Source organism: Arthrobacter globiformis (genome assembly GCF_003261175.1).
Lineage (GTDB): Bacteria > Actinomycetota > Actinomycetes > Actinomycetales > Micrococcaceae > Arthrobacter > Arthrobacter globiformis_A.
In genome coordinates this window covers 72,189-90,285 of the sequence record NZ_QLNP01000013.1, presented here as the reverse complement: position 1 = coordinate 90,285, position 18,097 = coordinate 72,189, and the positions used below count along the sequence as shown (strand labels likewise).

Here is an 18,097-nt window from a genome sequence, read left to right as displayed (position 1 = left end):
GACGACGGCGGCGGGCCCCTAATGCGTGGCGCTGTGGTTGCTGTTCCCTGAGGTATCCAGGTCGCCCAGCCAGCCGGGAACTGCTCCGGCCACGCCCAAAGATCCAAGGGCCATCACCCCCACCACAGCCAGTGCACGGAGGTGGGCCGACGCCGCCGTATGCCTCTCCGTCCCGCCGGTTCCCCCGCGCCTGGCGCGGAGCAGGACGACGGCGGTCACCAGAGTGCCCAGCTCGAGGAGGCAGGCGGCCACATCCGCGAGGCCGGCAGGCTCGGCCACATTGGAGTTGGGGCCGAAGGGGAGCCCCGACGTGCGCGACCACACCCACAAAACCAGCGGCACCACGGAGGTAACCCCGACGGCAACGAGGACGTTCAGGCCCGGCCGGCCCAGCAGCAGGACGCCGCCGGCCACCTCCGCCAGCGCCAGGGCAAGGAAGAAGACGCTGGCCACCACCCAGTGATTGACGTGGTCCGGTATGACCGCCAGATGGATGGCGGCGCAACCGAACAGGGCAACCGCTGCGATCGTCTGCCTGAGGTCCGTGGCGCCCGTCCGGCCGCGGACCCAGCCGCTTGTCCAACCGGGGCGCAGAACATCCTTCCGCCGCCCCTTCTGCCGCCGGCTGACGTCCAGCCGCCCGCCCCGGATCGCCACCGTCCACCCGGTCACCACGAGGTTGGTGAGCAGGAGCAGGCCGACGCCATAGCCAAAGGCGGCCAGCTGCAGCCCCAAGGATGCCTGGTCCAGCTGTTCCACGGACTGGACGGAGGACGCGTGGTGGAGGGAGCCCATGAGGTCGTGCTGCAGGGCGTAGTCCCACGCTTCACTGGCGGCCAGTATGACGGTCCCGGCCACTGTGCCGGCGGCGGCAACCAGCAGGGCGGTCGTCAGGAAGGCTTTCTTGCCGGCCAGTACCGGCCCGAACCAGCGCAGCGCCAGCGTCACGGCGGCGATGACCGCCAGGACAAACGCCGGCAGCAGCACGGTTGACTCCCGAAGCCAGCTCGCAAAGGGCTCCTGGGTGCGCTCGATAGCGCCCACGGCGCCCCGCAGCGACACGATCCAGAACCCGTCGGCGTAGGCCATCATCGCCGCCAGCGGGATGACCGTAAGCCACGGGACCGCGGGGCGGGCCGGCGCCGAAGCGCCGGTCCCGCTGCTGCTCCAGTGGGCGGTGCCCGCGGGTGCCGCTGTCATGGCGTAATCTCCCAGCCGAACATCATGGCATGGTCCTCATGCGCCAGGTTGTGGCAGTGCGCCACGTACGGTCCCACAAAGTCCCTGAACCCGCGGTAGATGATCACCGACTCGCCGGGATCCAGGGCCACCAGATCCTCGCGTGACACGTCATCGGGATGGCCCTTGTCGCCGCCGCGGGTCACGTCCCTGTTGTTCCGCATGACTGTCCGGTGTTCCTCCATGTGCAGGTGGAACGGATGGACCCAGCCACCGCCGCCGTTGCGGATCTCCCAGAGGTTGTAGCTGCCCTTCTTTTGCTGGGCCAACGGCGAACGTCCGGCGCGGTTCTTCAGGCTCGTCGCCACGGTGTTCGGGGTAAAAGGCTTGCCGTTGATGAGCCATTCCGTTTCGCCGCCGCCGGCGCCGCGCTCCACTTCGAAGATCAGCCGGTTGTCCAGCATGGTCTGCCAGTTGCTGGGCAGCGGCGGCAGGTCGCGCATCTTCACGGGGATCTGGCTGTCGTCGGGAGCATCGTCGCCGATCACGATTTTGATCATCGGCACCTTGTAGTTCGGGTCCGGCGAGAACCGGGACGAGTTGCTCCACATCCGGCCGTTGGGCATCTTCATGACATTGGTGAGGTAGATGACGTCGCCCTTGGTGGTGGGCGTACCGTCCTGGTACCGGCTGAAGTCCACCACCACTTCGCGTCGCTTGGCCGGCCACAGCTCAAAGGAGTCGCGTTTGATCGGGAACGGCAGCAGTCCGCCGTCGGACGCGATCTGCGTGAACTGCATGCACTGCTGGGCGTCCGGGATCCGGTACTGGCCCTCAAGTTCGTCGCCCTTGTAGCCCAGGGATGCGGCTGACTTGGGGCCCTTGGTGGAGCTCATGAGCTTGAACTCGTAGATGCGGGCTATGGACGCGTCGAGAAAGCGGAAGCGGTACTTGCGCCGTTTCACCTCCATGACGGGGTTGGCCGTTCCGTTCACGGTGAAGATGTCGCCCACGAAGCCGTGGTTGGGGAAGTGCTTGTAGAACGTCTTGCCCCACCATTCGGGGTGCTTGGCCGGGTTCTTGGCGGCCGGGAACTCCTTCTGCACGTCGTGGATGTCCTTGTGCATGGTGACGCCGTCATCCAGTCGGCAGTCGTAGAAGGCCAGCGGAATGTCGTAGTCGACGTCAAAGGACCCGTCCGGGTTGTCCTTGCGGACGCCGGGGAGTCGCAGGCCCCGGCGCTCATCGCCCATGTCCATGCCGCCTTTCGGGTCATAGATGGGGTAGAGGCCCACCATTCCCTTGTAGACGTTGGAGCCGGTGTGGTCCATCCGGTGGTCGTGGAACCAAAAGAAGCTCTGCTTTTCGCGGTCGTCGTTGCCCGCCGGCCAGTTCAGGTAGAGGTTGTCGCAAAAGGTCTGCGGCATGTAGCCCTCGTACTTCGGGCCGCTCACCATGGTGTAGTGCGGGTTGCCGTCGCTCTCCGGCGCTGTATGGCCGTTGTGCAGGTGGGTCAGGAAGGACCAGTCCGGCGAACCGAAGTCCTGCCGGTCCAGGTTCAGCGGGTTCTCGTCCAGGTGGTTCTCGAACCGGACCAGCGCGGGCTTGCCGTATTCAGCGTTGATCATCGGGCCGGGAAAGGTCCCGTTAAATCCATAGATGGTGCTCAGCGGCAGCGTGCGCTTGGTCCCGGCCGGGTACGTCTTCTGCTTCTCGTCGAAGGATATTGTTGGCCGGCCGTTCGCATCGATGGGCAGGACCTGCGATGTGGTGAACGCGTGCTGTCGCAGGAGCAGGTCGATCTTGTACACCAGGGGATCGGGAGAACCGATCGTGTTTGGCCAGATCTGGTGCCGCTCATTCTTGAAGGAACTCTGCTGGCCCTGGCCGGGGCCGGGCGGGTCGTTCCACTCGGTGTAACCCTTGATGGAGCCGTCGCCCACGGCCGGCGTGGGGGCCAAAGCCTTGGGAACGGGCAGCTGATCCTTGAACGGCTCAAGGATCAGTGGGCTGGTAGGGAAGGCCTCAATGTAGAACAGCAGATCCCCGAGGGCGGTGGATGAAGCGGCGAAGGCGCCGTCGGGCGAAAGGAGTCCTTTCTGTGCGAGCAGGGGGCCTGCCCAGCCCTGCGCGGCGACGAGGGCCGCGCCGGCACCTCCGGCCGCACTCAGCCGCAGGATATTGCGGCGGGACACTGTGTTTGTCGGCACTTCGTTGGTGGTTGCGGATTCTTCGGACATGGGTACGCGCCTCCTTAACGGGGCAAAAAAGAATGGCCTGCCGGCCCCGGTATGTTCGAGCTGTCTCAGGAGCCTTTCCGGCGGTTTCATCACCGGAAAATCCTGGCCTTGCGGAAGACGGCTGCGCTTGTCGTTGCCCCGCGCAACTACTGTGCGGGCCGGGGCTTGGGAAAACATTGGACGAATGCGGTGCATACCCCCTCAATGAGACGGGTATAAGGGGGTGGCCGTTCCAAGGCTACGGCCGAGTAAACGAAGGGAACGGGCCGGAAAAGCGGGGGCGCTGGTGAAACGATGAACCAGAAGCCCGCGCTAGAACAGCGGGGCGAGCCCGTTCCACCCGGCGCTGATGCGCACCCGGGAGGCGAACTGACCAGTGCCGAGCCCGGGGTAGAGCCACAGGACGCCGGCGGCGTCGCGCGCCAGGACGTCCGGGTTGCGGTCGCCGTTGAAGTCTCCGGGACTTACGACGGCGGTCATGACGTTCCAGCCGGCCCCCACCCGGATGCGGGGGAGCCAGCCGCCCGTGCCGCTGCCGCGGTAGAGCCACAGGACGCCGGTGGCTCGCTCGCGGGCCAGGACGTCGACGTGGCCGTCGCCGTTCATATCGCCCGGGCCCACCAGGGCGTTGAAGGCGTTCCAGCCCGAGCCCACGCGGATCCGCGGCAGGAACCCGCCGGTGCCGTTGCCGCGGTACAGCCAGAGGAAGCCGGTGGCAGACTCCCGGGCAAGGACGTCCACGCGCTTGTCACCGTTGAAATCACCCGGACCGATGATGGCGCTGATGGCGTTCCAGCCGGCGCCGATCCTGGTCCGGGGAAGGAACCCGCCGGTGCCGTTGCCGCGGTACAGCCAGAGGATGCCGGTGGCGTCCTCCCGGGCGAGGACGTCCAGCGGGCCGTCGCCGTTGAAGTCGCCTGGCGTCTCAAGGAGGCTATAGCCCCGCCAGCCGTTACCGATCCGCACGCCGGGGAGCGGAGTGCCGTGGCCGTTCCCGCGGTACAGCCGCAGTTCGGCCGTCGCCGTGACCCGGGCCAGGATGTCCGTGTTCCAGTCGCCGTTGAAGTCGGCCGTCGAGCGGGACAGGGTGGAGGCAGGAACCGGCAGGGGAGTGAAGGCATAGGGGTCGCAGGTCAGGTCGTAGTCCCGGACGTCGTCGTACCATTGCGAGAGGTACACGTGGCCGCCGGAGAAGCTGGGTGAGCGGCAAAGATTCAAGGCTTCGGCGGGGAAATCGAGCCGGCCGGCGGTGGCCCACACCGGAACGCCGGAGAGCCGCCAGGAGCCGGTGATGCTGGCCCAGCCCGAAGCGAACGAGTACAGGCCATAGGAATAGCCGGAATCCCGCAGCCCGCGCATGAGGCCCTCGATGATGTACCGGTTATCGCGCTGCTGCGCCGGGCTCGCGGTGGGCCAAGGCTGGGCCGGGCGGGGTTCGACGTCGATCCACACCACGCGCGGCGCGAACCGGACGCGCGCCAGGCTTGCAACCGCGAACCGCGCTTCCGCGTAGCCGACGTTGGAAAGCTGCCCTGCCCGGGTGGCCGCCGACCACGGTCCCTGTGCCCGGTAGGTGGTGAGCTGGGCGGCCGTGGGGAAGGCGGACATGGTGTAGGCCTGGGCGGGCTTCCGGTTGCTGGACGCCCAGGCGACCTGGCTGGCCAGGCACGGGTTCTCCGTGAACGGCAGTCCCTTCGTCAGGCCGATCACCACGAACCGGGACGACGCCGGCGGGAGGGGCAGGCCAAAGCCGCCTACCGCCGTCGTGCACTGGGGCCAGGAGATGTCATGGCCGTTAAGTGAAACGGCGCGCGCGGGAGCGGCGCCGGGCAGGTATCCAAGGAGGAAAGCGAGCAGGAGCAGGAGGCCCGTCAGCATGTGCCGTGCGGAAGATCCGGCCCCAGAATGATGAACTTTTCCGTCCATCGCCAGCGCTCCTTTGCTCCCACCATTTTACGTCCCGCCGCGTCTATTCGTGCTTCCGGCTCAGGTCGCGCACAATTACCCCATGGCAAAAACCAGTGCCCGGATGCCCCGGCTTGAGGATGTGGCGGAGCGCGCGGGAGTCTCGCACCAGACCGTGTCCCGGGTGATCAACAACCACCCCAACGTCAGCAAGGCCACGCGTGAGCGCGTCGAGGCGGCCATTGCCGAGCTGGGTTACCGGCGCAACACCGCGGCGCGGAGCCTGGTGACCCGGAAGTCGCAGACTATTGGAGTGCTCGGCAGCGAGCTGTCCCAGTACGGTCCGGCCAACACCTTGCTGGGCGTTGAGCACGCCGCGCGCGATGCCGGCTACTTCGTCAGCATCGCGGCCCTGCGAGCGGTGAGCCGCGAGGCGATCTTCGATGCCATCCGGCACTTCCTGGACCAGTCGGTGGACGGCATCGTGGTGATCGTGCCGCATTCCGAGACGCTCCTTGCCCTTGAGGAACTGAAACCCGGGGTGCCCGTGGTGGCCGTGGGATCGCTGGGCAGCGAGTCGGTGAGCGGCGCCATGGTGGACCAGAAGCGGGGCGCCGAGCTCGCCGTCGGGCATTTGATTGAGCAGGGCCACCGCCGGATCGGCCACATCGCCGGCCCGCAGGACTGGATCGACGCCGTGGCGCGCGCGGAGGGCTGGAGCGCGGCCCTGCGCGCGGCAGGACTGGATGACAACCTTGTGGTCGAGGGCGACTGGAGCGCCGGCAGCGGCTACGAGATCGGGCGGAAGCTGGCTGCGGAGCGGACCGCGACGGCGCTGTTCGTGGGCAATGACCAGATGTCCCTGGGCTTGCTTCGCGCCTTCAGCGAGGCGGGCGTCCGCGTGCCCGAGGACGTCTCGGTGGTGGGCTTCGACGACCAGCCGGAGTCGGGCTATTTCACGCCGCCCCTCACCACCGTGCGGCAGGACTTCGAGGAGCTCGGCCGGCGCTGCATGGATCTGATGCTGAGCGCCATCGAGAAGGGGGACACGGTCAGCACCACCGTGGTGGAGCCTGAACTCGTGGTCCGCGGGAGTACCTCCGCCCCCGCCTGATCCGGAGCCCTCCCGAAATCAAGGAGGGTACTTGACGGACTAAGTTGTTAGCGCTCACAATAGTTTCAGTCCGGAAAGCATCGGGCCTTTATCTGGAGGATTCATGGACGTCACAGCAGACGGCAGCGAAAACTATGTCATCGGGGTGGACTATGGCACCCTGTCCGGCCGGGCCGTGGTTGTGCGGGTCCGGGACGGCAAGGAACTCGGCAGCGGCGTGTTCGACTACCCGCACGCGGTAGTGACGGGCGCGCTCCCGGCGGATGTGGCGGGAGCAGCAGAGGGAACAGGCGCCCGCCTTCCCGGGGAATGGGCGCTGCAGGTGCCCAACGACTACCGGGACGTGTTGCGGCACGCTGTTCCCGAAGCGATCGCTGACGCCGGGATCGACCCGGCCGCCGTCGTCGGAATTGCCACGGACTTCACCGCCTGCACCATGGTTCCCGTCAAAGCCGACGGCACCCCGCTCAACGAACTGCCGGCGTACGCCAACCGGCCCCACGCCTACGTCAAGCTCTGGCGACATCACGCCGCTCAGGGCCAGGCCGACCGGATCAACGCGCTCGCCGCCGAGCTGGGCGAATCCTGGCTCCCGCGGTACGGCGGGCTGATCTCCTCCGAGTGGGAGTTCGCCAAGGGTCTGCAGCTGCTGGAGGAGGACCCCGAGGCCTACGCCGAAATGGACCACTGGGTTGAAGCCGCCGACTGGATCGTGTGGCAGCTCTGCGGCAACTACGTCCGCAACGCCTGCACCGCCGGCTACAAGGGCATCTACCAGGACGGGCGCTACCCGTCCGATGACTTTCTCGCCGCCCTGAACCCGCAGTTCAAGGACTTCGTCAGCGCCAAGCTGGACCACACCATCGGCCGCCTGGGCGACGCCGCGGGCTATCTGACCGCCGAGGCCGCCGCCTGGACCGGACTTCCGGAGGGCATCGCCGTGGCCGTCGGCAACGTGGACGCGCACGTCACCGCCCCGGCAGCGAAGGCCGTGGAGCCGGGCCAGCTCGTGGCCATCATGGGCACCTCCACCTGCCACGTCATGAACGGCGCCGAGCTCCATGAGGTGCCGGGCATGTGCGGTGTGGTGGACGGCGGCATCGTCGACGGGCTCTGGGGCTACGAGGCCGGCCAGTCCGGCGTGGGCGACATCTTTGGCTGGTTCACCAAGTACGGCGTCCCGCCGGAATACCACCAGGCCGCGGCCGAGGCGGGGCAGGGCATCCACGAATACCTGACGGACCTGGCCTCCGGGCAGGCGATCGGTGCGCACGGCCTGATCGCCCTCGACTGGCACTCGGGCAACCGCTCCGTGCTGGTGGACCACGAGCTCTCCGGCGTAGTTGTCGGCCAGACCCTGGCCACGCGTCCCGAGGACATCTACCGGGCGCTGCTCGAAGCCACCGCCTTCGGCACCCGCACCATCGTGGACGCCTTCCGGGATTCCGGCGTTCCGGTGAAGGAATTCATCGTGGCCGGCGGCCTGCTGAAAAACCGGCTCCTCATGCAGATCTACTCCGACGTGACCGGCCTCCAGCTCTCCACCATCGGCTCCACGCAGGGGCCGGCCCTGGGCTCGGCCATCCACGCGGCCGTTGCCGCCGGGAAGTACGCCGATGTCAGGGCCGCCTCCGAGGCGATGGGTGCCGAACCTGGCGCCGTCTACACACCCATCCCGGAGAACGTCGCGGCGTACGACGAACTGTTCCGCGAGTACCGGACTCTGCACGACTACTTCGGCAGGGGAACCAACGAGGTCATGCACCGGCTCAAGGCCATCCAGCGCAACGCAACACAGTCCCTGCACGCTGACACACTGACCGCCAAGTCCCTGACCGCTGAGGAGGTTTCGGCATGAGCGCACTGCTGGAAACCATTGCCCGTATCCGCAGCGAGGTCTGCGAACTGCACGCCGAGCTGACCCGGTACGACCTGGTGGTCTGGACGGCCGGGAACGTGTCCGGCCGGATCCCCGGCTACGACCTCATGGTCATTAAGCCCTCGGGCGTCTCCTATGACGACCTGACCCCGGAACTCATGGTGGTCACCGACCTCTACGGCACACCGGTCAGCAGCCTGAGCGCCGATGCCGACGGCGTTCCGGCCCAGTGGGACAACCCGGACCTCACGCCGTCGTCCGATACGGCCGCGCACGCCTACGTCTACCGGAACATGCCCGACGTCGGCGGCGTGGTGCACACCCACTCGACCTACGCCACGGCCTGGGCAGCGCGCGGCGAGGAGATCCCGTGCGTGCTGACCATGATGGGCGATGAATTCGGCGGCCCCATCCCCGTGGGCCCGTTCGCGCTCATCGGCGACGATTCGATCGGCCGCGGCATCGTGGAAACATTGCGCGGATCCAACTCCCCGGCGGTGCTCATGCAGAACCACGGCCCGTTCACCATCGGGAAGGACGCCCGGTCGGCAGTCAAGGCCGCCGTCATGTGCGAGGAGGTGGCCCGTACGGTCCACGTCTCCCGGCAGCTCGGTGAACCGCTGGCCATCGATCCGGCCCAGATCGAGTCGCTCTACGACCGCTACCAGAACGTTTACGGCCGCTAGTCCGGCCCACACTGAGGCCACGCGCACCGCGGCCCCCGCACACTCAAGACTTTTCAAAAGGAGACACCAATGCCCAGCGCCAACAACACGTCCCTCGAGCACTACGAGGTCTGGTTCCTCACCGGCAGCCAGCACCTCTACGGCGAGGACGTCCTGAAGCAGGTGGCGGCCCAGTCGCAAGAGATCGCTGCCGCCCTGAACGAATCCTCGGACGTCCCGGTCAAGATCGTCTGGAAGCCCGTGCTGACGGATTCGGACGCGATCCGCCGGACCGCGCTGGAAGCCAACTCGGACGATTCCGTGATCGGCGTGACGGCGTGGATGCACACGTTCTCCCCGGCCAAGATGTGGATCCAGGGCCTCGACCTGCTCCGCAAGCCCCTCCTGCACCTGCACACCCAGGCCAACGTGGAACTGCCGTGGGCGGACATCGACTTCGACTTCATGAACCTGAACCAGGCCGCGCACGGCGACCGCGAGTTCGGCTACATCCAGTCCCGGCTGGGCGTGCCGCGCAAGACCGTCGTGGGCCACGTCTCCAACCCGGAGGTCGCCCGCCAGGTGGGTGTCTGGCAGCGCGCCTCTGCCGGCTGGGCCGCCGTCCGGAACCTGAAGCTAACCCGCTTCGGGGACAACATGCGCAACGTCGCCGTCACCGAAGGCGACAAGACCGAGGCGGAGCTGCGCTTCGGCGTCTCGGTCAACACCTGGTCCGTCAACGAACTCGCCGACGCCGTGCACGGCGCCGGGGAGTCCGACGTCGACACTTTGGTTGCTGAGTACGAGCGGCTTTACGACGTGGCGCCGGAGCTCCGCTCCGACGGAGCGCGCCATGAGTCCCTCCGCTACAGCGCCCGCATCGAGCTCGGACTGCGCAGCTTCCTCGAAGCCAACGGCTCCGCCGCCTTCACCACGTCCTTCGAGGACCTCGGCGAACTGCGGCAGCTGCCGGGCATGGCCGTCCAGCGACTCATGGCCGACGGCTACGGCTTCGGCGCCGAGGGCGACTGGAAGACCGCCATCCTGATCCGCGCGGCCAAGGTCATGGGCGCCGGGCTGCCCGGCGGCGCCTCGCTCATGGAGGACTACACGTACCACCTGGTGCCCGGCCAGGAGAAGATCCTCGGCGCGCACATGCTCGAGGTGTGCCCCTCCCTGACCACCGTCAAGCCGCGCGTCGAAATCCACCCGCTGGGCATCGGCGGCAAGGAAGACCCGGTCCGCATGGTCTTCGACACCGACGCCGGCCCGGGCGTCGTCGTCGCCCTGTCCGACATGCGCGACCGGTTCCGCCTCGTGGCGAACGCCGTCGACGTCGTCGACCTCGACGAGCCGCTGCCCAACCTCCCGGTCGCCCGTGCCCTTTGGGAACCGAAGCCCGACTTCGCCACCTCCGCCGCGGCGTGGCTGACGGCCGGGGCCGCGCACCACACCGTCCTCTCCACCCAGGTGGGCGTGGAGGTGTTCGAGGACTTTGCCGAGATCGCGCAGACCGAGCTGCTCACCATCGACGAAGGCACCACCCTCAAGCAGTTCAAGAAGGAGCTGGCCTGGAACGCCGCGTACTACCGGCTGGCCGGCAGGCTGTGACCGAAAATAGGTCTGTGAGCGAATTCAAAATCCGGGCAGGGGAGTACACCGCCGTTGTCACGGCACAGGCAGGTGCGCTGCGGGAGCTGCGGCACCGGGGGCGGGACCTCATCGTTCCGTTCCCGGAGGGCGGGCCCATACCCGACTACCGGGGCATCGTCGCGGCGCCCTGGCCTAACAGGATCGCCGACGGACGGTACACGTTCGACGGCTCCGAGTACGAGGTTCCGGTCAACGAAACCGACCGCGGCTGCGCCCTGCACGGGCTTGCGTTCCCCCTGGACTGGGACCTGGAGTCGCGAGACGAGTCGTCGGTGACGCTGTCCTGCACGCCGCAGCCGAGAGCGGGATACCCGCACGAGGTGCGCATTGTCGTCGAGTACCGGCTTGCCGAAGACGGCCTGCACAGCCGCGTCACGGCGTGGAACCTCGGCGGTAGCGCGGCGCCCTACGGTGTTTGCCCCCACCCGTATTTGGTGGCGGGTCCGGCGCCCCTCGATGAGTGGACCCTCGAAATCCCCGCCGGGCGGTTCCTGGAAGTCACGCCGGACCGGCTGCTGCCGAAGGAAACGCGCTCCGTGGAGGGGCATGAGTTCGACTTCCGCACGCCGCGCGCCATCGGCGCCACCGAGATCGACCACGCCTTCACCGACATAGCGTTCGACGAAGGTACGTCCGGCGGAGGGCAGGCCCGCGTGCTGGTCCGGGACCCGGGCGGGACCGGGGTCGGAATGGCCTGGGACCGCACCTGCCAGTGGCTCCAGATCCACACGGCGGACAAGCAGCCGCCGGCCCCCAACCGGCTGGGCCTCGCCGTCGAACCCATGACCTGCCCTCCTGATGCCTTCAACAGCGGCGTGGACCTGATCCGGCTGGAGCCGGGCGCCACGCACGAGGCGTCCTGGAGCATCTTCGCCACGTGAGCGCCCAGGCAACGCCGCGTCCTCCCGTCATGGAGGACGTGGCGCGCCTCGCGGGCGTGTCCCACCAGACCGTGTCGCGGGTGCTCAACACCCATCCGAATGTCAGTGCCCAGACCCGCCGGCGCGTGGAACGCGCCATCGCCGAACTGGGATACCGCCGCAACACGGCGGCCCGCAGCCTGGTCACCCGGCGTTCGCAGGCCATCGGCGTCCTGGGCGCCGGCACGGCCCACTACGGCCCGGCCAACACGCTGCTGGGGGTCCAGCAGGCAGCCCGGAACGAGGGCTATGCCGTCAGCATGGCCAGCCTCAGCGAGGTGACCACCGCCGGCATCCACGACGCCCTCGAACACTTTCTGCTGCAGTCCGTGGACGGAATCGTGGTGATCGTTCCGCACGAGACGATGCTGAAATCGCTGCACACCATCGCACTGTCCGTCCCGCTGGTAGCCGTGGGGTTCGGCGCGGATGAGCACCTGACGGTCGCGGCCGTGAACCAGCGCGTTGGTGCAGCCCTCGCCGTGCAGCACCTGGTGAACCTAGGCCACACCGCGGTCGCCCACGTTTCGGGGCCGCAAGACTGGATTGACGCCGCGGCCCGGACCGAGGGCTGGCGGCGCACGCTGGAGCAGGCCGGACTGCCGGAGGGCGTGCTGATCCAGGGGGACTGGAGCGCCGAAAGCGGGTACCGCGCCGGACTGGAACTGGCGGCGGCAGGCAACGTCACCGCCCTGTTCGCCGCGAACGACCAGATGGCCTTGGGGGCACTGCGCGCGTTCAGCGAGGCAGGCCTGCGCGTGCCGGAGGACATCAGCGTGGTGGGGTTCGACGACCAGCCGGAGGCCGCCTATTTCGTTCCGCCGCTGACCACGGTGAACCAGGGCTTCAAGGAACTCGGCGCGCGCTGCATCCGGATGCTGCTGTCCGACATGGCCCACGGCCCCTCGGCAGCGGCTTCGGTCCTCAACCCCAGGCTCGTGGTGCGGGGCTCCACGGCGCCGCCGCCGGCTGACTGACGCTGCGGGAGGCCCTGCGTGGGTGGCCCCGGCCGGGCCTCCCGCAGGCGCCTGTCCGGCCACTACGGTGGACGGTATGAGTCTAAAAGTCATCGTCATCGGCGGCAGCGGCCACATTGGCACTTTCCTCGTCCCCCGGCTGGTCCGCTCCGGCCACGAGGTCATCAACATCAGCCGCGGTACCTCCAAAACATATGCCGACGCGCCCGAGTGGCAGCAGGTCCGCCAGGTCGTTGCCGACCGGCAACAGGAAGACCGGGACGGCACTTTTGGTGACCGGGTAGCGGGACTCCAGGCCGACGTCGTCATCGATCTGGTCTGCTTTACGCTCGAGTCTGCGACCTCGCTGGTCGGCCGCCTCCGCGGCGAGATCGGGCATTTGCTGCACTGCGGCTCCATCTGGCGTTACGGCAGGAGCTTCAAGCTGCCCATCGCCGAGGGTTCCGATTCAGCCGCAGCACCGTTCGACGAGTACGGCATCCAGAAGGACCGGATCGCGCGAATGTTGAAGGAAGAGACGGCCGACGGCGGGCTGGTCACCACGTCGCTGCACCCCGGCCATATCGTCGGTCCAGGCTGGCACCCCACGGGTCCGCTCGGGAGCCTCGACCCGGCCGTCTGGCACACCCTTTCAGCCGGCGAGCCGTTGCGGGTTCCGGGAAGCGGTGCCGAGATGATGCACCACGTGCACGCCGACGACGTCGCCCAGGCGTTCGAGAAGGCCATCGGGCACCGGGACGCGGCCGCCGGCGAGGACTTCAACATCGTCGCGCCCACCGCGCTCAGCGTCCGCGGCTATGCCGAGATCGCCGCCGCCTGGTTCGGGCAGACCGCGACGCTGGAGACAGTCACCTGGGACGAATTCCGCCGGTCCACCACTGCAGAGTATGCCGAGTCGAGCTGGGGCCACCTCCATCGCAGCCAATGCTTCACCATCGAGAAGGCCAAGTCCCTCCTCGGCTATGCACCCCGGTACGAGCCTGAACAGGCCGTGCTCGAATCCGTGAACTGGCTCATCGAACACGGCCGGCTCCCCGTCGCCCGTCCGCTGGGCGTTATGGCAGGCTGAACCGCCGTCGCACTCGCACTGCCGCTTAAATGCCGAGTCCCTCCCAGCGGTGATGCGGGGAGGGACTCGGCTGCTTTGTTTACCCGTCAGTGGACGACTTCGCGCGTCATGCCGAACGGGACCTGGTCGGAAAGCGCGGCCGTGTAGTTTCCGGGCCGGTGGCGCGTGACCAGGATGCCGTGCGTGCCCGTGAGCATCGCCAGGTCCTGGAGGTCCTTGACGGCTGCTTCGAGGTGCTCGTCCAGGGCGTGCCGGCTCGTGACGCGGATGTCGATGGAATCAAGGAAGGCGGTCATGGCTCGTCCTTTCTGCTGGCCGATGGCCGGTCGTTAGGCGTTCTCGGATTCGCGGCTGCCGGCTGCCACCGGCGTGGCCGGTTTGGCCGGTGCCGTGGTTGCTGCCGGTGTCTTGGTTTCGGTTGCGGGCGGGGTGGTCCGGAGCTTGAAGCGCTTGGCGATGGACGATCCGCCGCCGGCGCGGTTCTTGTTGAAGATGTCGAAGCCGACGGCGAGCAGGAGCACCAGGCCCTTGATGAGCTGCTGGTAGTCGGTGCCGAGGCCGAGGATGGACATGCCGTTGTTCAGGACGCCCATGATGAGGCCGCCGATCATTGCCCCGGCCACGGTTCCGATCCCGCCCTGGACCGCCGCGCCGCCGATGAAGGCGGCCGCGATGGAGTCCAGTTCGAAGCCGGTGCCGCCGGCGGGCTGCGCCGAGTTCAGGCGTGCCGTGAAGATCAGGCCGGCCAGGGCGGCGAGGACGCCCATGTTCACGAAGAGCCGGAAGGTCACAGCCTTGGTCTTGATGCCGGAGAGCTCGGCGGCGTGCAGGTTCCCGCCGATGGCGTAGGTGTGGCGGCCGAAGATGCTGTTGTTCATCAGCGCGGAGTAGGCAATGACCAGGGCGGCAAGGACGAGCAGCACGATCGGGGTGCCGCGGTAGCTGGCCAACAGGAACGTGATAACGAGCATCAGCACGGCGATGAACGCGGTCTTCGTGGCGAACCAGGCCATAGGTTCGTTTTCCAGGTTGAACTTGCGGCGGACGCGGCGTTCCTTGATGGACTGGAACAGCAGGGCTGCGGTGCCGCCGACGCCGAGGATCACGGTGAGCCATTCGAGCACGGAGGTGCCGCCGGAGATGTCCGGGAGGAAGCCGCCGCCGAGGGCGCGGAGTTCGTCCGGGAAGGGGGTGATCTGCTGGTTCTTCAGGGTGATCAGGGTCAGGCCGCGGAAGATCAGCATACCGGCCAGGGTGACGATGAACGCGGGGATGCCGACGTAGGCGATCCAGTACCCCTGCCAGGCACCGACGAGGGCGCCGACGAGGAGGCAAGCCGGGATCGCTGCCCACCAGGCCCAGCCCCAGTGGACGATCATGACGCCGGCGACGGCGCCGATGAAACCGGCGATGGAACCGACGGAGAGGTCGATGTGCCCGGCGATGATGACCATGACCATGCCGATGGCCAGGATGAGGATGTAGCTGTTCTGGACAACGAGGTTGCTGACATTCTGCGGCTGGAGCAGGATCCCGTCGGTGAGGACCTGGAACAGCAGGACGATCAGGATCAGGGCGACGAAGATGCCGACCTGGCGGAGGCGGCTTGCCAGGAAGCCGAGGGATTCTCGTAGGGCGGACATGTCCGTTATTCCTTCTCTTTTGTCATGTAGTGCATAAGGGTTTCCTGGGAGGCCGCGGCGATGGGGACTTCGCCGGTGACGTGGCCGGCGGACAGGGTGTAGATCCGGTCGCAGATGCCCAGGAGCTCGGGGAGTTCGGAGGAGATCACAATGACGGCTTTGCCCTGCGCGGCGAGCTCGGCGATGATCGTGTAGATCTCGAACTTGGCGCCGACGTCGATGCCGCGGGTGGGCTCGTCCAGGATCAGCACGTCGGGGTCGGAGAACATCCATTTGCTCAGGACCACTTTTTGCTGGTTGCCGCCCGAGAGCTTGCCGGTGATGGCCGCGACGGACGGGGCCTTGATGTTCATGCTCTTCCGGTAGCTGTTGGCCACCGTGGTTTCCTGGTTGCCGTCCACCCAGCCACGTTTGGATAGCTTTGGCAGGGCCGCCATGGAGATGTTGCGCTTGATGTCCTCAATGAGGTTCAGGCCGTAGTGCTTGCGGTCCTCGGTGGCGTAGGCGATGCCGTGGCGGATGGCCTCGGGGACGGTGGAGGTGTTGATTTCCTTGCCGTGCTTGAACACCTTTCCGGAGACAGCACGTCCGTACGTCCTGCCAAAGACGCTCATGGCCAGTTCAGTGCGGCCGGCGCCCATGAGGCCGGCGAGTCCCACCACTTCGCCCTTGCGGACGTTGAGGCTGGCGTTGTGGACCACGGTGCGGGTGTGGTCCTGCGGGTGCTGGACCGTCCAGTCTTGGATGCGCAGGACTTCCTCGCCGATCTGCGGTTCACGTTCGGGGTAGAGGCTGTCCAGGTCCCGGCCCACCATGCCGCGGATGATGCGCTCCTGGGTGATCCCGCCCTGGTCCACGCGCAGGGTCTCAATGGACTTGCCGTCGCGAATGATGGTGACGGCGTCCGCTACCTTGCGGATCTCGTTGAGTTTGTGGCTGATGATGATGCTGGTGACGCCCTGGCCCTTCAGGTGCAGGATCAGGTCCAGCAGGTGGTCGGAGTCCTCGTCGTTCAGGGCTGCGGTGGGCTCGTCCAGGATCAGCAGCTTCACTTCCTTGGACAGTGCCTTGGCGATTTCGACGAGCTGCTGCTTGCCCACGCTGATGTGCTGGATGGGGGTGACCGGGTTTTCGCTCAGGCCAACCCGGGCCAGCAGCTTGGCTGCTTCCAGATTGGTCTTGCGCCAATCCACCCAGCCGCGGGAGGCCAGTTCGTTGCCCAGGAAGATGTTTTCCGCGATGGACAGGTACGGGCTCAGTGCCAGCTCCTGGTGGATGATCACGATGCCGCGCTTCTCGCTGTCGCTGATGGACGCGAAGTCGCACGGTTCGTTCTCGAAGAGGATGTCCCCTTCGAAGGTGTTGTGGGCGTAGACGCCGGAGAGCACCTTCATCAGGGTGGACTTGCCTGCCCCGTTTTCGCCGCAGATCGCGTGGACCTCGCCGCGGTTCACATCCAGGGTGACATCCTGGAGGGCCTTGACGCCGGGGAAGGTCTTCGTGATCCCGCGCATCTGAAGAATGGGTACGTTCATTGGTTATTTCCCGCTGCTCTGTTCGATGAGCTGATCTGTTTCGGTGGGTCGATCGGTTGGGGGTGCGGGGGCGCCTGCGGCCGCAGACGCCCCCGCCGTGCTTGGTGCGGTGCTGCTACTTGATGTCGGCGTCGGTGTAGTAACCGGAGTCGATCAGTTCCTGCTTGTAGTTGTCCTTGGTGACAATGACGGACTTCAGCAGGTACGCCGGGACAACCTTGACCTTGTTGTTGTAGGTCTTGGTGTCATTGGTCTCCGGCTCCTGGCCCTTCAGGACGGCGTCCACCATCTTCACGGCCTGCTCGCCGAGCTTGCGGGTGTCCTTGAAGATCGTGGAGTACTGCTCGCCGGCCACGATGGACTTCACCGAGCCCTTTTCCGCGTCCTGGCCGGTCACTACCGGCAGGGCGCCCTTGGAGTAGCCGCCGGTGCTGGTCAGTGCCGAGATGATGCCGATGGAAAGGCCGTCGTACGGTGACAGCACGCCGTCGAGCTTCTTGCCCGAGCCGTAAGCGGCGGTGAGGATGTCTTCCATCCGCTTCTGGGCGGTTGCGGCCTGCCAGCGCAGGATGGCGGCCTGCTCAAACTTGGTCTGGCCGCTGGGAACCTTGAGCGTGCCGGCATCCAGGTACGGCTTCAGCGTGTCCATGGCGCCGGTCCAGAAGAAGTTGGCGTTGTTGTCGTCCGGGCTGCCAGCGAAGAGCTCCACGTTGAACGGGCCCTTGCCCTCGACCTTCTTGCCGGAGGCATCCACCAGGCCCAGGCCAGTCAGCAGGGACGTTGCCTGCTGGACGCCCACCTCGTAGTTGTCGAAGGTGGTGTAGAAATCAACGTTCGGAGTGCCGTTGATCAGCCGGTCGTAGGCGATGACCTTGACGTTCTGTTCCTTGGCCTTGGCCAGGACGTCCGTCAGCGTGGTGCCGTCGATGGCCGCGACGATCAGGGACTTCGCACCCTTGGTCAACATGTTCTCAATCTGAGAAACCTGGGTGGGGATGTCGTCATTGGCGTACTGTAGGTCCGTCTTGTAGCCGAGCTTGGCCAGGGAGTCCGAGACGTTCTTGCCGTCAGCGATCCACCGCTCCGACGTCTGCGTCGGCATGGAGATTCCCACCAGGGCTCCGGCAGCGTCAGCGCTGCTGGTTCCGGTGGTGGCCCCGGGGCGGCTGCCGCAGCCGGTGGCCCCCACCGTAACAGCCAGAACGACGGCGACGGCGCCCAGCAGTTTCTTGATTCTCACGTTATTCTCCTTCCGCGGCTGGTTGGGCCGCGAATCGGTGCTTGAGCGGAAAGCGTATGTACTTTCCGCCGTTGCCGG

General features: G+C 66.9%; 14 protein-coding genes. 7 read left to right on the top strand and 7 right to left on the bottom strand.

Annotated elements, in window-relative coordinates; translation table 11 throughout:
* Positions 1–18 precede the first annotated feature (18 nt).
* The 3 genes from DBZ45_RS01710 to DBZ45_RS01700 all read right to left on the bottom strand — a co-directional run bounded on the left by DBZ45_RS01710 (position 19) and on the right by DBZ45_RS01700 (position 5,345).
* Positions 19–1,200, bottom strand: a complete 1,182-nt coding sequence (locus DBZ45_RS01710) for a hypothetical protein (protein ID WP_111902254.1) — start codon at positions 1,198–1,200, stop codon at positions 19–21.
* Positions 1,197–3,419, bottom strand: a complete 2,223-nt coding sequence (locus tag DBZ45_RS01705) for a multicopper oxidase family protein (protein WP_111902253.1) — start codon at positions 3,417–3,419, stop codon at positions 1,197–1,199. The genes DBZ45_RS01710 and DBZ45_RS01705 overlap by 4 nt, the downstream gene beginning before the upstream one ends.
* 312 nt (positions 3,420–3,731) lie before the next feature.
* Complete coding sequence (locus tag DBZ45_RS01700) at positions 3,732–5,345, bottom strand: FG-GAP-like repeat-containing protein (protein ID WP_111902252.1); 1,614 nt, start codon at positions 5,343–5,345, stop codon at positions 3,732–3,734.
* Positions 5,346–5,427: 82 nt separating this feature from the next.
* Between DBZ45_RS01700 and DBZ45_RS01695 the strand changes: the two genes are divergently transcribed.
* From DBZ45_RS01695 to DBZ45_RS01665, 7 genes are all read left to right on the top strand, one after another.
* Positions 5,428–6,438: a LacI family DNA-binding transcriptional regulator gene (locus tag DBZ45_RS01695; protein WP_111902251.1), complete on the top strand. Its 1,011-nt coding sequence runs from the start codon at positions 5,428–5,430 to the stop codon at positions 6,436–6,438.
* A gap of 103 nt (positions 6,439–6,541) precedes the next feature.
* A complete protein-coding gene (gene araB / locus DBZ45_RS01690) occupies positions 6,542–8,296 on the top strand; it encodes a ribulokinase (protein ID WP_111902250.1) in 1,755 nt (584 codons plus the stop codon).
* Positions 8,293–9,003, top strand: coding sequence for an L-ribulose-5-phosphate 4-epimerase (locus tag DBZ45_RS01685; protein WP_111902249.1), 711 nt, complete (start codon positions 8,293–8,295; stop codon positions 9,001–9,003). Before araB ends, DBZ45_RS01685 begins: the two co-directional genes overlap by 4 nt.
* A 69-nt stretch (positions 9,004–9,072) precedes the next feature.
* Complete coding sequence (araA, locus tag DBZ45_RS01680) at positions 9,073–10,593, top strand: L-arabinose isomerase (protein ID WP_111902248.1); 1,521 nt, start codon at positions 9,073–9,075, stop codon at positions 10,591–10,593.
* A 14-nt stretch (positions 10,594–10,607) separates the two neighbouring features.
* Positions 10,608–11,516, top strand: coding sequence for an aldose 1-epimerase family protein (locus tag DBZ45_RS01675; RefSeq protein ID WP_223256868.1), 909 nt, complete (start codon positions 10,608–10,610; stop codon positions 11,514–11,516).
* Positions 11,513–12,532: a LacI family DNA-binding transcriptional regulator gene (locus DBZ45_RS01670; protein ID WP_111902246.1), complete on the top strand. Its 1,020-nt coding sequence runs from the start codon at positions 11,513–11,515 to the stop codon at positions 12,530–12,532. Before DBZ45_RS01675 ends, DBZ45_RS01670 begins: the two co-directional genes overlap by 4 nt.
* A gap of 76 nt (positions 12,533–12,608) precedes the next feature.
* The gene (locus tag DBZ45_RS01665; RefSeq protein ID WP_111902245.1) at positions 12,609–13,601 is read left to right on the top strand and encodes an NAD-dependent epimerase/dehydratase family protein; all 993 of its coding nucleotides are present in this window, start codon (positions 12,609–12,611) and stop codon (positions 13,599–13,601) included.
* An 86-nt stretch (positions 13,602–13,687) separates the two neighbouring features.
* Here the strand turns inward: DBZ45_RS01665 and DBZ45_RS01660 are convergent, their stop codons facing one another.
* The 4 genes from DBZ45_RS01660 to chvE all read right to left on the bottom strand — a co-directional run bounded on the left by DBZ45_RS01660 (position 13,688) and on the right by chvE (position 18,019).
* Complete coding sequence (locus DBZ45_RS01660) at positions 13,688–13,897, bottom strand: hypothetical protein (protein ID WP_111902244.1); 210 nt, start codon at positions 13,895–13,897, stop codon at positions 13,688–13,690.
* A gap of 33 nt (positions 13,898–13,930) precedes the next feature.
* Positions 13,931–15,244, bottom strand: a complete 1,314-nt coding sequence (mmsB, locus tag DBZ45_RS01655) for a multiple monosaccharide ABC transporter permease (protein ID WP_111902243.1) — start codon at positions 15,242–15,244, stop codon at positions 13,931–13,933.
* A 5-nt stretch (positions 15,245–15,249) separates the two neighbouring features.
* Positions 15,250–16,779: a multiple monosaccharide ABC transporter ATP-binding protein gene (mmsA, locus tag DBZ45_RS01650; protein ID WP_111902242.1), complete on the bottom strand. Its 1,530-nt coding sequence runs from the start codon at positions 16,777–16,779 to the stop codon at positions 15,250–15,252.
* A gap of 115 nt (positions 16,780–16,894) precedes the next feature.
* Positions 16,895–18,019 (bottom strand): multiple monosaccharide ABC transporter substrate-binding protein, encoded by a 1,125-nt coding sequence (chvE, locus tag DBZ45_RS01645; RefSeq protein WP_111902241.1) that lies wholly within the window; start codon positions 18,017–18,019, stop codon positions 16,895–16,897.
* Between the last annotated feature and the right edge of the window lie 78 nt (positions 18,020–18,097).